The following is a 23,362-nucleotide window of genomic DNA, read 5'->3' as shown; positions in this document are numbered from 1 at the left end:
TATTATAGATCGCCCGAGCATGATGGAGTATACCAAAAAAACATAGGCGTCAAAGTGGTTTGGAGTGCTCCTTTTACTCAGGGCTACAACAATTATGACATAAGCTACACAAACGGTAAACCCGTTAAACTCTACACCGTAACCGTAAACGACAGTTATGCAAAAACATCAGGCGCAGGCAGTTACCTCCCAGGCATAGACGTTATAATTATGCCGGGAATTCGAATAGGCTACACCTTTACCGGATGGACAATAAACGAAGGCAACATAACCCTCAAACCAGCAACAATTGTTTCTGCCGCATTAATGTTTGTAGATGACGCAGTTTTTACTATGCCTGAAAACAATGTTGTTGTCACAGTAAACTGGAAAAATACTACCGAAATACTTGTTGGAACTGAGAATGAACTTAGGGAAGCCGTTAAAAATGCTATAAGCCACACCACCATCATATTTACCGCAGACATCCCCCTTACAAGCACACCACTCAGCATTACGATCGGCAAAAACATCACCCTGACAAGCCTAGAACCTCTTTCTTATAACCTTGCAACAATTGATGAAAAAATTGCGATACCAATAGATCGCATCCAATCTGGAATAATTGCTTCACCCATAGACAGTACACAGCCTATTATGTTGCCGCCTAACATCCGGCCTCATAGATGGTTTAAGCTGATTGGCGAAAACACCGTAGAAACCATCACAGTTGAAACTGGCGGAGAGTTAGAGCTGGCAGGCATCATTGTAACTCACAAAGACAACGCCGCCGGCGGTAACGGAGTAATTGTTCAAACAAACAGCAAGCTTTCCTTGTTGGATGGTGAAATCGTTGGCAATACAGGAAGTCCTGATATCGAGTATATTGGATACCAAGTGGGTGGCGGCGTGAAAAACTATGGCCATTTCAGCATGATAGGTGGCACGATCACAGATAACACAACTAATGATTGGGGAGGCGGCGTATTCAACAGTGGTGCATTTGAAATGTTAGGCGGTACAATCACAGGTAACACAACTAAAGGTTGTGGAGGCGGTGTACACAACGCACGGAACAGCAAATTTACCATGTCTGAGGGCGAGATTTCCAACAATACAGCTAACTCTGGTGGCGGTGTATACAATCAAGGCATTTTTACCATGGAGAACGGCATAATTTTACACAACACTGCAACATCTGGCGGCGGTGGTGTACACAATGATGGTAACACCTACACCAACAAATTTACGATGTTAGGCGGGAAAATTTTCAACAATAACGTGACATATTATGGCGGCGGTATATACAACAACCGAAGCGGTCATATAACCATAGCGGGGGGCGAAAGTTCATACAACAAAGCACTCCGAGGCGGCGGCATATACAACGACAGCGGAAACTGTAGTTTATCGGGCGGCACAATATCATACAACAACGCCACAGATTCTGGCGGAGGCATATACCACGATTTTGGCAAATGTGATTTAGCAGGCATCTCAATTTCAAATAACAGTGCAAACGCAAACGGTGGAGGCATACACAACACCGGCAATGGCGATTTCACCATAAAGGACAGCATAATTTCAAACAACACCGCATGCTATGGTGGTGGCATGTACACCAATGGCGATTTCACCATGATGATGTCTAAAGGTGCAATTTCAAACAACACCGCATGCTATGGCGGCGGCATATACAACAACTATGGCAGTTTTACTATGTCTAAGGGTACAATCTCAAACAACAATGCAAGTTCAAGCGGTGGAGGCATATACAACAACCGCGGCTGCAACATCAACATAACTATCGGCACCATTTCCTACAACACCGCAATATATGGCGGCGGCATACACAACACCGGTACAATCACCCTGACTAACGGTACAATCACCAACAACAAAGCCGAAAAAGGCGGAGGCATAATCAACGCACACAAAAGTATCTTCACCATGGATAATGGAGAAATTTCCTACAACACCGCAACTGTTGCTGGTGGCGTAATCAACAACGGCGAATTCACCCTGTCTCACGGCGAAATCAACAACAACAAAGCTACAGACACCGGTGGCGTATACAACAACGGCACATTCACCATGCATGATGGAGAAATTTCCTACAACAACGACCGTGGTGTACAAAACTGGGGGAACTTTACTATATATGCTGGTGCAATCTCAAACAACACTACAACCGGTGTTGGCGGCGGTGTGCTTAATTTCTATGGGGCCAACTTTACTATGAGCGGAGGCACAATTTCCTACAACACCGCAAAAGGTAACGGCGGGGGCATATTCAGTAGGCAAGCCACTATCAATTTATCAGGCAAAAGCGAAATCACCAACAACACAGCCGCTTATGGTGGCGGCATAGCCAATTATTGGGGCAAAGTTACTATGACGTCTGACAGCGAAATCACCAACAACACAGCCAAAGCTGGCGGGGGCATATTCAATCTTGACAACGATGACAACAAAAACGAAGTCTTTGTTATGTCTGGTGGAAAAATTTCAGGCAACACCGCATATCAAATCGCTGGGGGCATATGGCACCGCGGAGGAGTTTTCACCTTAGAGGACGGCATAATCTCAAACAACACAGCCAACACCTCTGGCGGGGGCATATATCTTCAAAGTGGCATTGCAAAACTAAAAAGCGGTACAATCTCAAACAACACAGTCAATGGCAACGGCGGCGGAGTTGGGGTTATTTATGAAAACTTGAACAATCTCTATGTTGAAAATGCAGTAGTGTTTTCAGACAACAGCGCATCTAAAGCATACTATATAGACCCCCAAGATTTGGACTTATACAACTCACATATAGGCAACCAAGTCACATGGACCAAGCCTTTCACCCAAGGCTACAACAACTATGACATAGAATACACAAAAGGCCCAAAAATAGAACTCTATGCTGTAACTGTAAAGGACAGCTACACAAAAACATCAGGCGCAGGTAACTACCTCCCAGACCAAAATGTCAATATTGACGCTGGAATGCGATCAGACTGCACTTTCACGGAATGGACTATTAACGAGGGCAACATACAACTACCAAACATCACCCCAGCAGTATTCATTATGCCTGCCCGCAAGGTTGTTGTTACAGCAAACTGGAGCGATAAGCCGCGTATACTGTGACTGTAACGATAGCTATACCCGAATATCGGGTACAGATAGTTACCCCAAAGGCTCAAAGGCTCTTATTATTGCGGACTAGATCCGACTACCTCTTTCCCCGCTTGGACCGTTGATGGAGACAAAATACTCCTCTAGCCAAACTCCAATCTCTAGTATTTACAAATACTGAGGCTTTACTATGCCTGAGCGTATTGTTGTTGTTACAGTAACCTGCCCTTTATCTTTCCATTTCATACTGTGTAACAACGTTTAGTTCTGAGGCACCGTATCATCAAACTTCTTATAAAGAATAGGCTGTTTTTCTTTTTGTTGTCTCGTTTTTCTGAAATATAAAAATAAACCGCTAGCAATACCAATCGCTAAAACTATTGAAACTACACCTATACTCCTGTCATTCTGAGGGTACACATCATTGCCCCGTGTTGTGCTTTGTTGTTTGAGATTGTACCGCCTGTTCTGCTAAATTTAGTTCATTCGTTCTTAAAATGGTCACGCTGTCTCCATAGTTAGTTGTGGTGTTGTGTGAAATTGTGCCGCCAGACATGCTAAATGTGCCATCATAGTTGTAAACACCACTCGCTATAAGTTGCTTATGGGTTGTCCTTGTACAAAAAAACTATGCCAAGTTGCCGAGGGGCGGGTTATGTAAATAAGGTTGGGTGTGTGTTTTGTTTTTTCTGGTTATTCGCATGCATAGTTGTCAAAGTAGCCTTTGATTAGTATGATGGGGGTTCCTTTGTCTCCGCTGCCGCTTATGAGGTCGCATAGGCTACCGATTAAATCAGTTAGGCGGCGGGGGGTTGTTCCTTCGGTTTCTTCTTTTCCTATGAGGTTTTTTTGTTTTTGGCGTATGCGCTCGATTATGGCTTCTCGGGCTTCGGTTCCTCGTTTGTGGGCAAATTCGGTGTCGGCGATGTATTTTAGTTTGAGTTCGTTTGGCAGGCCCAGTAAGCCGTTTGTGAATGCGGGTGATACGACTGGGTCGGCGAGTTCCCATATTTTGCCCACTGGGTCTTTGAAGGCGCCATCTCCATAGATGAGAACCTCGATTTTTGCGCCTGTTTTTTCATAGATGAGGGTTTGGACTTTTGTTACAAATTCTTCGCAGGAGTGTGGGAAGAGTTTTACTTTGTCTTCGCTTGCTTTGTTGGAGCCTAGGAGGCCGTAGGTTTGGTTGTATCCGCTGTTGTTGATGCTTTGGGTGAGTATGTCCTCAAGACCATAGACTGTTCCGGCTCCTGCTGTGAGGAGGCGTTGTTTTGTTTTTGTGCGTGTGTGTATGTCTGCGACGATGATTTTTTTGGTGTATTTTAGTATTTCACAGGGGTCGTTTGCTAGGATGATTTTGGCTTGATTGCCCAGATTGCGGTAGAGTTCAAGATAATCGATGGCGGTGAATTTGTGTTTGAGGTCTGGGAAGAGTTGGCGGAATTCTTGTTCAGTAAATACGTCTTTGTGGGGGTTAATGTTTGCTTCATAGATTTGCTCAGTGCTTATGATGTGATTACCAACTTCATCAGTGGGGTAGCTGAGCTGGATGTAGAGCTCATCAACTGCTGTTGCTATGGCTTTTAGTAGGATTGAGAATCGGTTGCGGCTCAGAATTGGAAAGACGATTCCAACTGGGCCTGTGGGGAATTTAGTTTTAATATCGGCGGCGATTTGGGCGACTGTTGCATAGTTGCCCTGAGCGCGTGCAACTACTGCTTCGGTTATGCCGATTATGTCATGATCACATATGGTGGTATTGGTTTCTTTGGTGTGTTCGATTATGGCGTTGGTGATGATTTCTGGCAGGTTATCGCCTTGGTGTATGATGGGTGTGCGTATTCCTATGGCTTGGGTTCCAAATGTTCTCATGTTATTCTCCCCTGATTATCGAATTTTGAGTAGAATCAATGTTTTGCACCTGAAGCATATACAGGTATCGTCACAAACTCTGTACATTTGTCGATGAAGCCTGTGAATTGTGGTGTGGGTTATTGCTGTCCATCTGTGATCAAGTAGCCTGCTGATGTTGTTGGTAGTGTGCATTAGTAATGAATAAATCTGTGCATTAGTATTGCATAACCTTATATTTTAATAATGCACACTTATTTTGATGATACTCAAAGAGACCCTGCGCCACATAATCAAAATACAACAAAACGACCTCCCACATCTAAACTACGGAATACCCCGAACAATAGCCCCTGACATAGATCTAACTCTGCCATTTGCCACCATAATATCAGGCATCAGACGTTGCGGCAAAAGCACCTTAGTGCGTCAAGTAATGCGCACAACAAATGGCAAATACTATTTTAATTTTGAAGACCCCAAAGCAAACCATTTCGAATTAGATGATTTCCAAAAACTCGATGAGTTATTTGAGCAAGAGTTTGGCCCTCATAACTGCTATTTTTTTGATGAAATTCAAAACGTTGAACAATGGGAACTCTTTGTAAGGACCCAGCTCGATAGGGGTAAGCATTTCCTAATAACGGGTTCAAATGCTTCTCTGCTAAGCAAAGAACTGGGCACAAGACTCACCGGCCGACATTTATCTGTGGAGCTGTTTCCTTTTTCCTATGATGAATTTCTCTCTTTCACAAAAAGCGTCTCCGGTCCCGAAACCTTCAATATATATCTCAAAAAGGGCGGGTTTCCAGAGTATCTGCAGTTTGGCCGTAATGAAATCCTCCAAGAATTATTGACCGATATAATTATGCGTGACATAGTTGTCCGACACAAACTACGAAGCCCTAAAGCAATAAAAGAGTTAGCACTTTATCTAATTTCTAACATAGGAGTCGAATTTTCCTACAATAAACTTGCAAAAACCTTCAATCTAGGCTCAACTAATAGCGCTATATCGTTTGTTTCCTATTTGGAGGACAGCTATCTCTTGTTTAGCGTTCCAAAATTTAGCCATTCTCTAAAAAAACAATCTGTAAACCCCAAAAAAATCTATGCGATCGATAACGGACTGGCCGATGTTAATTCTGTTTCTTTTTCCTCAAACAAAGGCCGAATGCTTGAAAACATGGTCTTTTTGGAATTGAGACGACATGGAAAAGACATATTTTACTTTAAAGGCGACAAAGAATGCGACTTTGTGGTAAAAGCATCAAATAAGATAGTGCACGCTATCCAAGTTTGCTACAATCTAGCTGAGGAGAACAAAAACCGCGAAATTGGCGGTCTTGTAGAGGCCATGGAAACGTTTGATCTGTCTGAGGGGCTGATTTTGACTTTTGATCAGCTTGATACCTTAAAAATTGGTGAAAAATCTCTTAAGGTAATTCCTGTTTGGCGATGGCTCAACGGTGGCTCTTTGTAGGCGGTTTATTGGTTGTAGTGATTGTGCGGGAGTCTATTGTTTGTCTTGGCCTGTAATTTTTTGCTAAGCTAAAGAGTGGGGATGTGGTGGGTGGTGTGGTTGAGAGTTTGTATTGAAGGGGGCTGCACAATAATTGTGCGGGGCGCTTTCTTTGTTTTCATCTGATAGATTATATCTTGCGTCTTATGTGGTTGAGGTGTTGTATGTATCGGTTTTTTATTATTATTTATATTAGTTGCCTGAAACTGTATTGTTATGTAGTGCAAATGTTTAAAAGTTGATCAGTTTAATAACTATGTTTTATGGGTGTATGGTTGTCTTTTGTATCACAGGCAAAAGACGGAAAAAACTTGAATGGAGAGGTTCAGGTCTGAGTAGATTTAAAGTGTTACCTTCCGATGAGGTGGAGCTATGCCGGGCTATCTTTTAGCTGTAAACTCGACGCTTATGTGCCCCCACGCCGGACAATTCTCCATAGTCACCTCAAACAGCAAAGTAAAACTCGACGGCCAGCCCGCAGTAACCCAACAAGACACCTACACAATCTCAGGATGCCCCTTTCTGTTAGCGAATTCGCCGCATCCATGTGTCCTTGCAAAATGGATGGTAGTAGCTACCCGGGTCAAAATAGACGGCAATTTTGCAGTCCTCAAAGACAGCACAGCACTCTGCCAAGCATCTGATCAAGCCCCCCAAGGTTCCCCCAACATAGTCGTAACTCAAATGAAGGTAAAGGGGACCTAAGATGCAATTTAGATATCCCTTCCAAGCTGACACCAGCGGACGAACCGCAGTCACCAATGAAGACGAACACATACGCCAACTAATCGAACAAGTCCTGTTTACCTCCATAGGCGAACGCGTCAATCGACCCACCTTTGGCAGCAACATAAACCACCTCATTTTTGCACCAAACAGCACTGAACTATCCGCTACCACCCAGTTACTCGTACAAGGCGCTCTTCAACAATGGCTCGGCAATCTCATCCTAGTAAAATCCGTCAATGTCCAAAGCAACGATTCCACCCTAACAGTCACCGTACACTACACCATACGACGCAACCAACAACAAAGAGAAACCACCTACACAAGGACGCTCTAACATGACCCAAAACCTAACCAAATGCACCGCAAAAGACAGACGCAACAAAATCGCCGGCTCTAAAATAAACGGCATAGACTACATCGAAGTCATAAAACTAACCTCCCCCAATAGCCCCTATACTGATCGTCTTTATCTTATCGTCTATTTTTTTAACCCATTAACCAATTCTGATGACCCTAATGATCGAATAAATCTTGATGCACATAATGTCCGAATTGAGGGCGGAGTTAAAATAAAAAATATCCGCATCAAATGGGCTATACCCTATGCTGAATATCTTGCAGCAGATGATGTTAAGTCTCTCTTCCGATTTTTAAACGACGAGCAAATTAAGGATATTAACTCTCTCAATGATCCTAATTACATAGATCTTGAATCGAAAGATAAACTTTTGATTGTTTGCCCATCAAGTGATGGCGATTTTTCGACCTATACTTTGCGAATAGTTGATTCGTTGGGTTCAAATTCTCCTCCTGAGGACTTTGATTTATTACTTTCAAGCATTGATTTTTCATTTAAAATTGACTCCCTCTCCAAATTTGACTGTAAACTTGCCTCAGTGTCTTCTCAAGAAGTCCCCCAAGAACCCCTCATCGATTACCTCTCAAAAGACTATGCAAGCTTTCGCCACTTAGCCCTTAGCCGTTTAGCTCTATTGATACCCGACTGGAAAGAGCGCAATGTTGCTGATATGGGCATCATGATGGCTGAATTATTAGCCTACATGGGTGATTATCTGAGCTATTACCAAGACGCAGTTGCTACTGAGGCCTATCTTGGCACTGCAAGAAGCAGAATCTCGGTAAAACGCCATGCCCGCCTACTAGACTACTATATGCACAGCGGTTGCAACGCACGCGTCTGGATAAGCATACAAACAAAAGCTTACTATAAACCGCCAACAGATGCTTGTGAAATTTCTGCTGAAATTCCTGTTAACACTAAATTTTTGACCGGTCGGGGCAATGGAGATAAAGACTGGGTAGTAGCTCCCGAAGATCTTGAAAAAGAACTATCCCAAGGCGCCAAAGTCTTTGAAGCGATGTACCCTCTCAAACTCTATTCATCTCATAATACCATAGCATTTTACACTTGGGGCAATTCAGATTATTGTCTTCCAAAAGGTTCAACCCAAGCAACCCTATGTGGTAAACTCTGTACTTGTGATGATGTTAACTCCTGTAGTTGTAAGCCGCCAACTCTTAAGCTTAAGCCTGGTGATGTTTTAATTTTTGAAGAAACCCACTCTTGTGAAGGTGTTGCAGAAGACTATGATATTTCTCATCGGCATGTGGTACGTTTAACAAAAGTTAACGCTGAAACTGATAATCTAACCAAAATTTCTGTGGTTAGTATTGCGTGGGCTTTAGAGGATGCTTTACCCTTTCCTCTATGTTTAAGCAAGAATTCCTCACCTGTTGCAGTTGCTCATGGAAACGTCTTGTTGGCTGATCATGGTAACTCGTTGAAGGCTGAAAAGCTTGTTGATCCAGATGTTCGATTAAATTTTCGACCTCACCTCAAACACGGCCCGTTAACCTTTAGGGGACCTTTTGATGCTTCTGCTTCTGCCTCCTCAGCGTTTAACTATAACTTAGATGACGTAACAGCCGCCATTACTCTAAGGCAGCTCAACAACGCTCCGCCTAATGAATTTGCAAACTTGGATACACTTGGTTGGGTGCCTGGTGAGTGGATGCCTCAGCAAGACTTGTTTTCAAGTAACAAGTTTAAGACCCATTTTGTTGTTGAAACCGAAAATGATGGCACAGCAATAATTCGATTTGGCGATGGTGTTCATGGGTTAAACCCCCAGACGGTTGCTGGTGAAGCCCCTGAGTTACTCTATGGATTTTACCGGGTGGGTAATGGCGTTGATGGTAATGTGGGGGCCGAATCCATTAGACGCATCGTTGCCTCAGAGAACACCTTTGATGAAGGTGTGATTAGTGACATTCGTAATCCCATAGCTGCTAGGGGTGGGCTAAATCCTGAGAGTATGGTTATGGTTAGACAGAATGCTCCTGAGGCTGTAAAAATTAATGAACGCGCCATAACAGATGCTGACTATGCTGATATTGTTATGCAGAAGTGTCCTGAGGTTCAAAGTGCTGTTGCCAAAACGCGTTGGACCGGTAGCTGGTATACTATCTATGTTATGGTTGATAGGTTTGGCCGCAGAGCGGTGGATGAAGCTTTTAAAACTAAAATTCAAAAGATCCTCGATCGCTATAGACTTAGCGGATATGACATTGAAGTTTGTGGTCCCCAATATGTTCCCATAGAACTTGAAATTAAAGTCACGGTTTCCTCCGACTCGCTTTGTGAAGAAGTTGAAAAAAATCTCCTTGACGTCTTTAGCACCCGTACTCTACCCAATGGTGTTCGGGGATTTTTCCATCCTGATAATTTCACCTTTGGACAACCGCTTCTTATACGCGACCTATATTCTGCTCTAGCTAAAGTTGAGGGTGTCATTTTCTCCTTAGTAACAAGCCTTACACGCGCTGACAAAGTTGATGATAGTGCATTAGAGTGTGGCCTAGTTGAGCTTAGTCCTTATGAAATTATCCAGTTAGATAATGATGCCAACTATCCTGAAAATGGCCACATAACCTTTACTATGAAAGGAGGCCGTTAACATGTCTCAGCACAATACCGGTTCTTGTGGGTGTTATGAGAAAACAAAAAAGTGCACACCCGCAAATCTATTCAATCCCCCTGGACTCTCAACTCTGAAATATCGCGTTGGTACCCATAGTCAATTCAAAACTGACATGGTAGAGGCAATCTCACACAAACCGGCCCTTAAAAACCTCACCACACGCGAAAATGCAGATCTGGGCATAGCCCTTCTTGATAGCTGGGCCACCATTGCTGATGTGCTGACGTTCTATCAAGAACGTATTGTAAACGAAGGTTATCTACGTACTGCAACTGAGCGGCGTTCAGTGCTAGAGTTGGCCCGCGCAATAGGCTATGAACTTAGACCCGGGGTTGCAGCCAGTGTACCCTTAGTGTTTATGGTCGAAAACACAGAGGGCGCTCCACAGCAATCACGTGTCGATGAAGGCACCAAAATTATGAGCATCCCTGGACAAGATGAAACCATGCAAATTTTTGAAACCATAGAAACAATTGAAGCCAAAGCCGCCCTAAACGACCTTCGTCCCCTCCAGTTTGCGCCTAAAAAAATAACGCACGTAACAACAGAGCTTTATTTGAAGGGTGTAAATACTCATTTGGTTCCGGGGGATGCTATACTGATTGCGGAGTCAGACTGGTTGGAAAAAGATGATACTATCTGCCCTATTGATGATGAGGGCTGGGCTTTCCGTTTTATTCACACGGTAACTGTGCATCCTGATAAAAATTATACACACATAACTTGGAAAAAAGGCCTCGGAAAGATACGTAAAAGTAATGAAATTGGTCCGCTAAAAAATCCTGCTGTTTTTGTTTTTAAACAGCGGGCATCCTTTTTTGGTTATAATGCTCCTGACTGGCAAGCCATGCCTGACACAGTAAAAGAATCTTATGAAAATGGTTCTGATTGGCCCGAGTTTGATGAAATTTTTGACACTGCGGACTTTGCTGTTAACGATGACAAAGATATACCGATCGTTACGGTACATCTTGATGCTGTCTATCCTAAAATTCTTTCTAAGAGCTGGGTGGTTTTTGTCGGTCAACAAGAAAACAAAACAGATAAACAAACCCAATTTTGTGTGTCGCTTGGTAGAGTGCTTGGAGTGGAGGTTGATGCGCAATGCAATTTCACGTTAAATGCTAAAACTACCAAGCTAGAATTGGATATGACTGAGAAAAATATTGAGGGCTTTCTACGGCGTAGTACGGCTGTTTTTTGCGTTAGTGAACCTTTGGGAATGATTAATCCTCCCTTTGGATGTTCTGTGTCTAAAAACGGAATCGTGCTTGATCGAAAAGTACCTGAACTTAAAAAAGGGCAAAAAATAATTATTCAAGGAAAATTAGCCAATGATTTAGAAGCCCCTTCATTAGTAAGTGAGATTGCCGTAATCAAGGATTGCGAGGTTGTCACAATCAAAGATGGCGAGGTTTCCGCGATCAAAGATTTATATAAAAAATCTGCGACAGTGTCTTCTGAGGGTGGTGTGGTGTCTTTTGATGAGACTGGGTCTGAAATTGAGTTCGAGATTACTAAAATTATTCTAGAGAATGAGTTGTTGCATTATGATTATGATCTAGATTCGGTTCATATCTATGCTAATGTTGCTTTTGCTACTCATGGTGAGACGGTGTATGAAACGCTTGGAAGTGGTGATAGTTTAGCGACAAATCAGCAGTTTCGTCTTAAGAAGCCGCCGTTGACTTATGTGTCTGCGGCTGCTCCAAGCGGGGTGAAAAGTACTCTTAAAGTTTATATTAATGATGTTCAGTGGCAAGAAGTGCTCACGCTTTATGGTTTAGGTCCCAAAGATCTTGACTATTTTGTTCGAGTAGAAGATAATGGGGCTACCTTGGTGAGTTTTGGTGATGGCCTTAGCGGTGCTCGATTACCAAGTGGGGCTGAAAACATTACAGTGAGTTATCGCAGTGGCATAGGACTTCAGGGAACTGTTGCAGCTAACAAACTTACCTTACTTACAAAAAAGCCCTTTGGTATACGTAGTGTAACAAATCCAATTGCTGCTTCTGGAGCTGCTTCACCTGAAAAAATGATCGATGCCAAAATAAATGCACCATCCACGGTTCTAACTTTGGGCCGTATTGTATCTTTGAAAGATTACGAGAATTTTGCTAGAACATTTTTAGGTATCGCTAAAGCAAGAGCCATTGCTGAAGAAGATGGTACTGATTATATTGTTCGTTTAACAGTTGCTCCCGTAGATGCCCAATATCTTTCTTCAGAATCACTGCTCTACATAAATCTTAAAGAAACCATTGAGGCAATTTGTGCATACGGTCAGAAAGTACGTCTTGTGAGCTTTATTTCTGTATACTTTAAGGTGGTCGGTACGGTATATGTGGATTTAGGCTACCGCCCCGAAGAGGTAGAAGCTAACATTAAAGTCGCTTTAATTAATGCTTTCTCATTTGAAAAACGTTCACTTAACCAAGCCGTTACCTCCGAGGAGATTTTAGCGGTGATTCAAGCAGTTCCCGGTGTTATTTACTTCAATAATGCTACTGAGGGAAATAGTTTTTTTGTTCAGTCGGTGACGCCATCGGGGGTTTTAGTTGAGGTTGTTGTGGATAAGTATATTTTAGGGGTTGATGAGTTGTTGATGATTGATCCTGATGGTATAGATTTGGCGGTTGAGGCATAATGAATCGGAGCGATAAAAATCGTATTTATGGGTTGCTTCCTTCGATATATCGTTTGCAGGATTTGTCGCAACAGACCTCTGATGGTCATCGTCCTTTGCAGGATTTAACCGCTCTTATGGAAGAAACACTAAAGATTCTTGAAAATGACCTTGAAGGGTTATATGAGAACTGGTTTATTGAAACCTGTGATGAATGGGTTGCACCCTATATAGGTGATCTAGTTGATGCTGATTTGCTTCGCTCCGTTAAAGGGAATGCCACTCTTAGTGGTAAAGCATATGTTGCAAACACAATGCATTATAGAAAAAGAAAAGGCACTGTAGCAATTCTTGAAGAAATAGCTCGAGACGTTACAGGCTGGGATGCACATGTTGTAGAATTCTTCCACTTGATGTCAACCACTCAAAATATCAACCATACCCGGCTTGAAAACCAATGCACTCCAAACATTATCGATCCTGAATTAATGGGTCATGTCGGTGGCGCATTTGATACTATACCCCATACATTAGATGTTAGGCGCATAAAATCTGGTCATGGCTACTACAATGTCGCTAACGTGGGCGTTTTTTTATGGCGTTTAACTGCCTATCCTGTACGCAGAGCAAGAGCTTTCTACCATGGCAAAGGCCGATACTCTTTTAATTCCATAGGTGAGGATATGCAGCTGTTTAATCACCCCTCAGACCAGTATGACGATATTTTATCAAAAGAAGTAAACGTATCTGTACCCATCCGACGAGAAGCGGCCAAAAAATACTTGCCACTGTATTACGGTGAAAACCGAAGCATACTCATAGAAGAAAAGACCGCTAGCGATCTCCAAGAGATCAAAAAAACAAAAATTGTCATCTGTGACTTAAGCGATATTGATAAAGCGGGCAATTGGAATAGGCCTGTGAACTTTGTTAATTTGGATCCTTCAAGTGTTGCAATTGACCCTGTTCTTGGTCGTATACTATTTTTAGATGAATTAGAAGAAACCATGTCTGTAGATGAATTAGACAGAACTATACCTAAACATGATGTGTTTGTAAGTTACTACTATGGCTTTAGTGCTGATATGGGCGGCGGTTTCTACAAACGAGATCTCTACGAAAGTGAAACAAGCAATATGGAAATATACTCCATATCTGTTGGTGCTCCCAAGGGTGTTGATGGTAGCTATTCATCTATTGTTGCAGCTATTGATGCGGCATTAAAGCGCTGGGAGACCGCTAAAGATTTCCCTGATATGCCATCCCCCGATGTCATTATTCTGGAAATAGTTGATAGTGAAATATATGGCGAAGCTATTTCGGGCATCATTATTCCTGCAGGTAAAACATTGATTTTACGTTCAGAACAAGAAAAACGGGCAACTTTGACTGCTACAAAGGAAAACATAATTCAGGTGTCTGGTGATGGGTTAGGTAGCTGTTTTGTTCTTGACGGGTTGTTGTTAAATAAAAACATACAACTTAAAGTCGTTGTGAATACGTCTAACACAAATGGTTTAACTAAGCTTATTATTCAAAATTGTTCACTTGTTCCCCCTGAGGACGATAAGTGTAGCATAGTTGTGGAAGGTAACAACTATCTTACTGCTATTTTGAACAAGTCTATATCTGGCAAAATCTCGATGAATCAACCCTCTAGAAGTCAGCTGGTTCTCAAAGATTCCATAGTGGATAAGGGTTCAGACGTATGTGCTGTGGATTGTTTTGAGGCTTCCATTGAAAATTCTACGATACTTGGTAAATCTAACTTTGAGATATTGACTTTTGCTAGTAATGTCATTTTTACTGACACAGTACGCGTTAAGAGGCGCCAGGAAGGCGGGGTACGGTTCTCCTATATTGCTCATCGTTTTGAGAAAGACGGTTCGCCTTCGCGGGTGCCTAGATGTTATCATTGTCAGCCCAGTGAGACAGATATGGGGATTGTACCGCGGTTTACATCTGAAAAATATGGGTCACCTGGGTATGCACAGTTACATAGATGTATTGTAAAAGAGATATCTGCGGGTGCAGATAATGACTCTGAGATGGGTGCGTTCAATCAAGTTTATCAATCACATCGTATTAATAATTTGTTGGCAATCTTTGCAGAGTACTTGCCGTTTCGATTAGAAGCAGGAGTCATCCTAGTTACGTGAGAGGGGTAAATAGTGAAAGCAGATATAACTAGATCAACATTCAATAAAAATAAAAAATACACCAAAGTAAACGCCCAACAGGGGCGCATACAAGTAGATGCGGACTGGAACGAACAACTCGACATCCAAGAGCACTTTAACAAAACCATACTATGTGACCTCGTGGGAAAAACCGGAACTCCCATCGAAGACAACGGATTTGAAATATCTTGTCCTGTTGGTAAGGCGGCTACACCTAGTTTTACTATTGGAAAGGGACGCTACTATGTTGATGGAATAATATGTGAAAACAACTCAAACAATTTAGATGCACAAGATCAAGAAGACCTTCTGTATTCCCCATTGTTTGAGCAATTATTTGCTGACATGATTAAAAAACACTCTATTCCTTCCACAGTTCCTTCCATAGCTTCTAAAAAATACGGTTATTATGTTGTTTATTTGGATGTTTGGCAGAGACATATAACCTCTCTTGAAGATCCTGATTTGCAGGAAGTTGCTCTTGGACGAACCGACACAACTACCCGTACAAAAAACGTTTGGCAAGTTAAAACCCTACTATACGATGACATCGAAAATGCGCAAAAGGCGATAGCTGAATTTGAACGCCCTATACCTTGTGAGCGTGGTACATTACAAGTTAAATTAAAAGAATCTTCCGATTCGGATTCAAGCGAGGGCATTCCCACTGGATATAGTGGTGATGAGAACAGGCTTTATCGTGTTGAGATACATTCATGTGAAAAGGGTGGGTCTGAACAATCTGTAACATTTAAATGGTCAAAAGAAAATGCGATTGTTGCCGCCAAGATCTCGGAGGTAAGTGTATCTGAGGATATATCCGATAGTACATCGGATAGCCTGCTGATGAGTATAACCATCGAGAATAGTGGAAAGGCGGATGATCTGTATACCTCTAACAATGATCAATGGATCGAGCTTACAGATGATTACCATGAGCTTTGGAATATCCCTGGTTCAATGTTGCTAATAGATGCGGTCGAAGCTGTTCCTCAGGAAAACAAAAGTATTCTAAAAGTCAAGGTTAAAAAAGACATTAAAGAATCATCTGATCCATTATTATATCATATAGTCAACAAAAACGTTCTTATAAACAGCGACGACAATTCTGATGATAAACGTGTATTGAAAAACCCCACAGTTAGACGCTGGGATGCATTCGAAACTATAGCCGATGCAGATATGACGAAAGATGCAAAATATCTGGATTTGGATGCAGGTATTCAATTACGGTTTGATGGGGGTGCCTATACTCGAGGGGATTATTGGCTGATTCCAGCTCGAACAATAACAAAAAACATAGAATGGCCAACTGATGGTGATGGGCCAGTTGCATTACCATCTGCGATGGAACACCATTACTGTTCCTTAGCGTTGCTACACTATTCTCCGGCTGAATTTGTGGTTGAATGTGATTATAGAAATTTCTTTCCTACTGGAACTAGTGCGGCTCTGAATTTTTACTCCGTAAGTGGTGATGGTCAAAAGATAACGCCTAAAAATGTCTACTTAGATCCTGTAGATGTTGGTTTGTCAGTTGTTCCCCTTGAGTTATGTGTTGGTGCAAGTATAGGTGACAAACCAGTTGGGAAAACAATTGAAGACCGATTCTTTGTGCATTTTGAAATTGATGTTGATGATGACACTGTTGGTAAGCTATTGTGTGCTGATTCTGAAATGCATCTTAAATCAGAGTGTGATGTTCCATTTACAGGTGGAATTGCAAAATGCGACTGGGTTTTTTGCCCTAACGATGATTGGTACCAATCGGGGTCGAATAAGGTTACACCTGGTAACCAAAGGGTATCTGCAACTTTGAAGTTGAAGTCTGGATTTGAGCAAGATGGCGTTAGTTCCTGTTTGGTTGCTCCGGTGTATTTTAATGCGACATTTGTACAGCCTGAGTTACGGTATGTGAGTGGTGATGGTCAAAATAAAAGAGTTGATGGCTTTGCTCCTTTACCCCTAGAAGCATGTTTGGAAGTTGCCGGAGAGCCCTTGACTGAAAGTTACCGATCTCTCTGGAAAGCAAAAGCTCAATTCACGATAGATTCGAACAGTAGTGGCAGTTTATTTCTCTCAAAAGATGGTTCTGATGTTGTATTTGGTTCTCTTGGTGAGTCTGATACGTCGTCAATTTTCCCGAATCCTGATGGGGTTGTTGGTTGTTATTGGAAGCTTGATGGTTTACCTGAGTATCAACAGGTTAAAGCTCGACTCGTAAACTATAATAATGATCCATTTGGTTCAATCTTGTTTTTCAAGACAACTCTACAGTCATTTGAAGCTCGATTGTCCTCCGCCATCTCTGGCGTGATAGAGCTTGTTTCCCCATCGAACTCTGTTGGACCACTAATTTCTAATGCTATCTCTCACACACTTACAAGTGATGTCCCACCCGCAATTCTCCTGTCTCTGATTCCTTCCAAAACTTCTCCAGATGTTTCCTCATTCGAAGATTTTTGTCTCTATAGCTTGGCAAATATCAACTCAGGTTCTATGTTCCCACGATTCAAAGCAGTTGACGTTACTAAAACGAGTTTTCGCATTTTGATTGAACCATTATACCCAAAATTGAAACAGACGTGGTATTTACGATGGTGGGCAATTCCTGCACAATCTACACTACCGGAATCAGTTGACCCTGTTTATATGGAGCCTAGAATTGAAATAACAGACAAGAATTGGGTATCTTGTGATACTCTTCAGACTGTTAGCTCTTTTGGAGTCAGAGTAGTGAATAACTATCGAATACTGGATAACTATTCTGAAGACTCTATCAAAATTACCTTAAGAATATACCCAACAGACCCCAGTCAGATGGGTGGAAATTATAATGAAAAGTTGCACTATATAACAGAAAACATCACTCTGTCACGTATTAATAAAAATAGCTCTTTAGTTGATTTTATAGGTACATTCATGATGGAAGTGAATTTGACTCTGTCTAAATGTTGTGCTACTGATGCATCTGACGGTACACCTACTGAATTTAACTATGCGTCACCCTTAGTACAGAAGCCAGGATTATACGCACTTCTAGATGCTGAAGATCTGGATTTGACGATATCTGTTGACTATACCTATGAGCTACTTGACAAAGGTTCTCTGACTGCTAGCGTTAAATTTAATCGGTCCACCGCTACTGATGTCAAGTCACGATCAGAATTTGCTAGCCCTCAAATAGATACTGACCTAAATCTGAAGTCTGTGCAAACATCTGTATTACCGCTTGTTCCCTCAGAAGTGTATATCGGTAGTAAAAGTGGTACGGTGTTTCATTTGTCTTCTTGTCGGTCGTTGCCTCAAGAACAAAATAGGGTGTATTTTAACGGGCGGCAAAACGCAATAGATGCCGGTTATACCGCTTGCCGTATATGCAAACCCTGATATACATCACCCGAGACATTAACACCCCCAACCATACAAGACACTAAATACCATTAACAAAAAAACAACCAAAACACATCACCACCCCAAATAGACACCCTAGCCTTCCCACCCTAACTCACATACCGCTCACCTCTTGGGGCCAAAGAGGCGAAGAGATAGATAAACAAATCCGCTTCCTCTTAGTAGTCAACAAAGACACCACAATGCTCTCTACTTTAGAGCTTTGCCGGATAATATTGTCGATGTTTCCTTTCTTTGTAACACCACTGAGGAGCTAAAACAGTATGGGGATGGCAAGTTATTTTTTGTGTGTTGATACGGGATTTTTTTCTAACTCACCATGTGGATCTCTATGACAAAGGCCTTGCTTTTTTGGCTGGATTGTCTGCGTCGGTATCTCTGTACAAAGAGCCTGTGACGGGTGAGGTAAGGGGGTTGGAATCGTCTTGTAATGTTGCGATGTATGGGAAACGGGAGTTGTTTGTTTTGCGGAAAAAGGCTGAGTTGTTTGGCCGGGTGACTTTTGCATATGTGACGTTGAATCCAGAGCGTAAGGGTCGTGAGACGAAGCGGTTGATTTTGCAGACGACTGCTAATAGTGTTAAGCAGGGGGATTTAGAGTATATATTTTTGCGGTGTGGGATGATGTTTTGGTTTTTTCTTTTGAGTTTGCTGTAGAAGGATATGGTGCCTTTGTATTATCTTCGGTAGTGTGCGGAGGTGTTGTTTGGGTTTGCTTGTGGTGATGTGGGTTGCCTTTATGGGCGCATCGGGAGAAGTCGCTTCGGAGGTTTTTGTTTTTGCAGTTTTTGTTTTTGATTGTTTTTGCGTATCTTAAAAAGGCACTGGGTAATGATTTCTCAGTGGCGGCGGTGTTGTTTGGTATGAGAAATTCCAAGTGCAAAGTTTATACGAATGAAGTGTTTGTCTGTGAACCGACTAGAGCGCAGAAAGAGATCTGTAAAAAACTAGACATAGTAGTCCCAAAACCTTGGGACTTTAGGCATTCCTCATACCAACATTCCTTATTCTGATAACCAGCATTTTGGTTACAAAAAATAAAAAGCCAAGTCGGCACAAAACCAACCCTTGTACAAACTCCAGCCTTAGATCAAAAACCTCAACAATCCAACCAACCTAAAAGGGAATTAAGATATCTCCCACAGTATCCCCAATAGCCCCTCCCGTCTTTTCAAATGATTTACCATACGTGTATACGTCTTTGCCTTCTTTACTGGCATCATTATCCAAAATTGAACCATTGGCCATAACAACACTGCTGTTATTATATACGCCCCCGCCCCGGCCATCACCAAAACCTCCACCACCCTCACCATCATCAGCCATGTTAGCCTTATTGAGAGAAATCGTACCGTTGAATAGCCAAAAAGTGCCACCAACTTCATTATAAACACCACCACCAAGACCTGACATATCACCACCGCTAGTATTCTTAGCAACAACCTTATTTCCCATAATCTTACTTTCAGTATTTTTACTATCTACGGGACTGACATAATCAGACATCTCAAAAACCCCGCCATTGTATACGCCGCCGCCACAACTATGACTATCACCATTGACAATACGCATAGCGGTATTATTTGAAATTTTGCTGCCCTTCAAAATAAAAGAACCAAAATTAGCTACACCGCCGCCATATCTAGCAGAATTATTCCTGATTTCACACTCATTCTGCAAACAAAGCACACTGTTTTTGCCAATATAGATTGCACCACCATACGGTTCTATAGGATTTGCGATCGTATGTTTACAATACTCAATAATCACCCCATCCAATGTAACAATAGTGCCCATATTATTGATATGTATACCACCCCCCTCCTTCTCCGCCTCAATACCATTGCCCGCAATAGAATTACCATTTGGCCCCTGCAACTTCACTCCCTCAAAAACAAGAGCAACCTCACCCCCCACAATCTCGAAATGCCGCACCCCCTCTTTACTTATAAAAGATACAGGTAACTGATCACCATTGGGCAATTTACGATAACAAATTGACCGAACACCACCAATGTTGATTCGCAAAGGAGCAGCTAAGCTAATATCTTGCTTAACAAAAAGTAGCTCAAAATTCTCCTCTGAGACAGCTCCACCAAGCACACACTCCAAAGTTCGCTCCGCTGAAAGTGCATCAAAAACAACATTATCAAAACCATACAACTCCAAATCCTGGGTACGCTCAGACACATCAGTATCAAAATCATACCTATCACTGAAATGATAGTCCGCAGCACCATATGCTTCAAACCACAAAACTCGATAACCCTCCGGACAACCCGTAATTTGTAAAACATCCGGCACCTCAACCCTGCCCGAATTGGGACCCTGATTCCTCACACTACCTTCCCAAGTCCTATTCAACCTAACGATAGTGAATTTCACGTTATAATACCAATCACCCTGAGGATAGCTAATATCATAATTATCATACCCCTCACCAGATTTCCACTGCTGAATAGCGATATTAGCGCCATGAACTTTTGCATCATCAGCTGAGCATCTAGTTCTTCTGGGTGCTTTGTTGCCTGAAAAATCTGCTAAAGCATCAGGCTCTTCGCTAATCTGTAATTTGTCTAAGTGTTTAGTATCTATCCATATGCCCCCGCCATCACCCCGCTTTGCTTGGTTATTAGTTATGATGGGACTGCAAATAATGAGAGGCATTGGACCCTCGTGGTATATGCCGCCGCCATCTTGCTGGGCCGCATTTCCATCAATTTTACAATTAAGTACCGTAAGAGCGCCAAGGTTGTATATGCCGCCGCCATTTATATCCGCAGTATTGTCTAAAATTGTACCGCCGGTGACAATCCCTGATCGTTTAGTGTCTATGGTGAGTCTGCCGGTGTTGTGTATGGCGCCTCCATTGGCTGTGGCGGTATTACTGTTGATGCGGGTGTTGTTTTGCAGGTTAAGGGTTGTGTTGTTGCCGCTCACAGAAATCGCACCTCCATATTCGGCGGTATTGTTGCAAATATTACTGCTGATGCTTTTGCTGGCGGCGGTGGTGTTGTTTTGCAGGTTAAGGGTTGTGTTGTTGCCGCTCACACAAATCGCACCCCCATATTGATTGTTACAATTTGTAATGTATGCGCCTTTGAGTGTAACGGTGGTGTTTGTGCCGCTGATCTCAATACCCCCACCACCCTCAAACTGGGAGTTTTGTCCTTGTAATTTTACTCCCTCAAAAGCAAGCGTAACATTACCGCCGGTAATGCTAAAATGGCGCTTGTCTTCTTTGCTTGTAAGAGCTACGTCTTGGCTGTTATTGGTTGGGTTGTGGCAGGTAAATGTTTTGTCGCTGGAAATATTTATGGGCAACTCCTCCGCGGGTAGCTCATCTAACTGGATGTCTTTTGTAACAATGATGTGTGAGAATTGTGTTTCTCGGTCCTTTTTTTGGTATTTGAATTCTATGACCTTTTTTGCTGAGACAGCATCAAAAACCACATTGTCAAAAGCATACAGCACTAAGTCGCGTTCATATATGGGGGTGTTAAAGTTCCATTCGGTATTTGTTCTAAACGTTTTATCTTCATACCAAAGCGCCGCCGTATAAGTCGTTGCTAAGTTTTCTAAACTTTGGTCGGAGGCGTCTTTGAATAATCTTTTGAACAGCACTTTAAAGTTTGTATTTATGTTGTTTGGCTGATTAACTATGCCATTTTCTGTTTTGATTGTCCATGTGATGGCTTCAGTATCGTTTAAACTAATAATGTTAAAAGTTACTCTACATTCGCCGAACTTGGAGGCTTTTGTATAGGTGTAGCTGATATCGTGATTATTGTAACCTTGTGATAACTTGAATGTATTGGAGGTGCCTGGCACTACTGTGTTGCTCCAGTGTTTGCTTTTGATTCTGTCGGCATAGAGTGTGTCGTGGTCTGGGTGGCGGTTAAATGCTTGGCATGCGGTGTTGCCTAAGAAAACAGTGGGGCGTTCATAAGATTCCTTTGTATCGATATATAACTTGTCCAAGTCCGCTACCCAGATACCGCCGCCATTACCCTTGCGCGTTTTGTTGTTGGTTATGGTGCTGTTGTCGATATCAAAATTCTCCGCACTCCCATGGTATATGCCTCCTCCGTTGCCGTTGGTTGCTGTGTTTTTGTTTATTGTGCTGTTTTGTATGTTGAGGGTGCCGTTAATATGGTATATGCCTCCTCCGTTGCCGTTGGTTGCTGTGTTTTTGTCTATTGTGCTATCCTCCAGAAAGAAGGCGTCATTGGTGATGTCGTTGTATATGCCGCCGCCTTGTGTTGCTTTGTTGTTTGAGATTTGTCCGTTTTGTATGTTGAGGGTACCTTTGCACTGGTATATGCCTCCTCCGTTGCCGTTGGTTGCTGTGTTGTTTGTTATTGTGTTGTTCGTCATAGTGAGATTGCTAGTACAGTGTATGGCGCCGCCACTGTTGGTTGCTGTGTTGTTATCGATTGTATTGTTCTTCAAGGTGAAGGTATTGTTGGTGTCGCTGTTGTTGAAGATATTGCTGGTGTAGCTGTTGAATATGCCTCCGCCCCAGTTTGCTGTGTTTTTGTTTATTGTGCTGTTTTGTATGTTGAGGGTACCTTTGCACTGGTATATGCCTCCTCCGTTGCCGTTGGTTGCTGTGTTGTTTGTTATTGTGTTGTTCGTCATAGTGAGATTGCTAGTACTGTATATGCCTCCGCCCCAGTTTGCTGTGTTGTTATCGATTGTATTGTTCTTCAAGGTGAAGGTATTGTTGGTGTCGCTGTTGTATATGCCGGCGCCATAGGTTGCTGTGTTTTTGTTTATTGTGCTGTTTTGTATGTTGAGGGTACCTTTGGTGTGGTATATGCCTCCGCCAGAGTTGTTTGCTGTGTTGTCTGAAATTGTGCCTCCATTTATAGTGAAAACTCTGTTAGTGGTGCTGTTGTATATGCCGCCACCAGAACTTGCTTTGTTT

General features: G+C 42.4%; 9 protein-coding genes and 1 pseudogene. 8 read left to right on the top strand and 2 right to left on the bottom strand.

The genetic code is table 11. From position 1 onward, the window contains the following. Window positions 1-3,120 (top strand): annotated as a pseudogene (locus FWF39_RS08425) (hypothetical protein); the annotation flags it as partial. 681 nt (window positions 3,121-3,801) lie between these two features. On the opposite strand, the gene FWF39_RS08420 reads toward FWF39_RS08425, so the two are convergent. After that, complete coding sequence (locus FWF39_RS08420; RefSeq protein ID WP_343382997.1) at window positions 3,802-4,980, bottom strand: coenzyme F420-0:L-glutamate ligase; 1,179 nt, start codon at window positions 4,978-4,980, stop codon at window positions 3,802-3,804. A 241-nt stretch (window positions 4,981-5,221) separates the two neighbouring features. On the opposite strand from FWF39_RS08420, the gene FWF39_RS08415 reads away from it, so the two are divergent. The 7 genes from FWF39_RS08415 to FWF39_RS08385 all read left to right on the top strand — a co-directional run bounded on the left by FWF39_RS08415 (window position 5,222) and on the right by FWF39_RS08385 (window position 18,408). Then, the gene (locus FWF39_RS08415; RefSeq protein ID WP_343382996.1) at window positions 5,222-6,442 is read left to right on the top strand and encodes an ATP-binding protein; all 1,221 of its coding nucleotides are present in this window, start codon (window positions 5,222-5,224) and stop codon (window positions 6,440-6,442) included. A 411-nt stretch (window positions 6,443-6,853) separates the two neighbouring features. After that, on the top strand, window positions 6,854-7,186 hold the full coding sequence (locus FWF39_RS08410; RefSeq protein ID WP_343382995.1) for a hypothetical protein: 333 nt from the start codon (window positions 6,854-6,856) through the stop codon (window positions 7,184-7,186). A 1-nt stretch (window position 7,187) separates the two neighbouring features. Further along, the gene (locus tag FWF39_RS08405) at window positions 7,188-7,544 is read left to right on the top strand and encodes a GPW/gp25 family protein (protein ID WP_343382994.1); all 357 of its coding nucleotides are present in this window, start codon (window positions 7,188-7,190) and stop codon (window positions 7,542-7,544) included. A gap of 1 nt (window position 7,545) precedes the next feature. Beyond that, entirely contained in the window at window positions 7,546-10,188 is a 2,643-nt protein-coding gene (locus tag FWF39_RS08400; protein WP_343382993.1) for a putative baseplate assembly protein, read from the top strand. Between the two features lie 136 nt (window positions 10,189-10,324). Then, window positions 10,325-12,859, top strand: coding sequence for a hypothetical protein (locus FWF39_RS08395; RefSeq protein WP_343382992.1), 2,535 nt, complete (start codon window positions 10,325-10,327; stop codon window positions 12,857-12,859). Next, window positions 12,859-14,997 carry a hypothetical protein gene (locus tag FWF39_RS08390; protein ID WP_343382991.1) on the top strand — a complete coding sequence of 713 codons (2,139 nt, stop codon included), beginning with the start codon at window positions 12,859-12,861 and terminating at the stop codon, window positions 14,995-14,997. The genes FWF39_RS08395 and FWF39_RS08390 overlap by 1 nt, the downstream gene beginning before the upstream one ends. 12 nt (window positions 14,998-15,009) lie before the next feature. Then, window positions 15,010-18,408: a DUF6519 domain-containing protein gene (locus FWF39_RS08385; RefSeq protein ID WP_343382990.1), complete on the top strand. Its 3,399-nt coding sequence runs from the start codon at window positions 15,010-15,012 to the stop codon at window positions 18,406-18,408. 1,140 nt (window positions 18,409-19,548) lie between these two features. On the opposite strand, the gene FWF39_RS08380 is transcribed toward FWF39_RS08385, so the two are convergent. Then, a partial coding sequence (locus tag FWF39_RS08380) for a right-handed parallel beta-helix repeat-containing protein (RefSeq protein WP_343382989.1) occupies window positions 19,549-23,362 on the bottom strand: 3,814 nt, incomplete at its 5' end.

The sequence above is a fragment of the Candidatus Bathycorpusculum sp. genome (assembly GCF_009778815.1).
Taxonomy (GTDB): domain Archaea; phylum Thermoproteota; class Bathyarchaeia; order Bathyarchaeales; family Bathycorpusculaceae; genus Bathycorpusculum; species Bathycorpusculum hydrogenotrophicum.
Note: the sequence above shows the minus strand (reverse complement) of the source record. Positions and strands in the feature narration are given on the sequence as shown.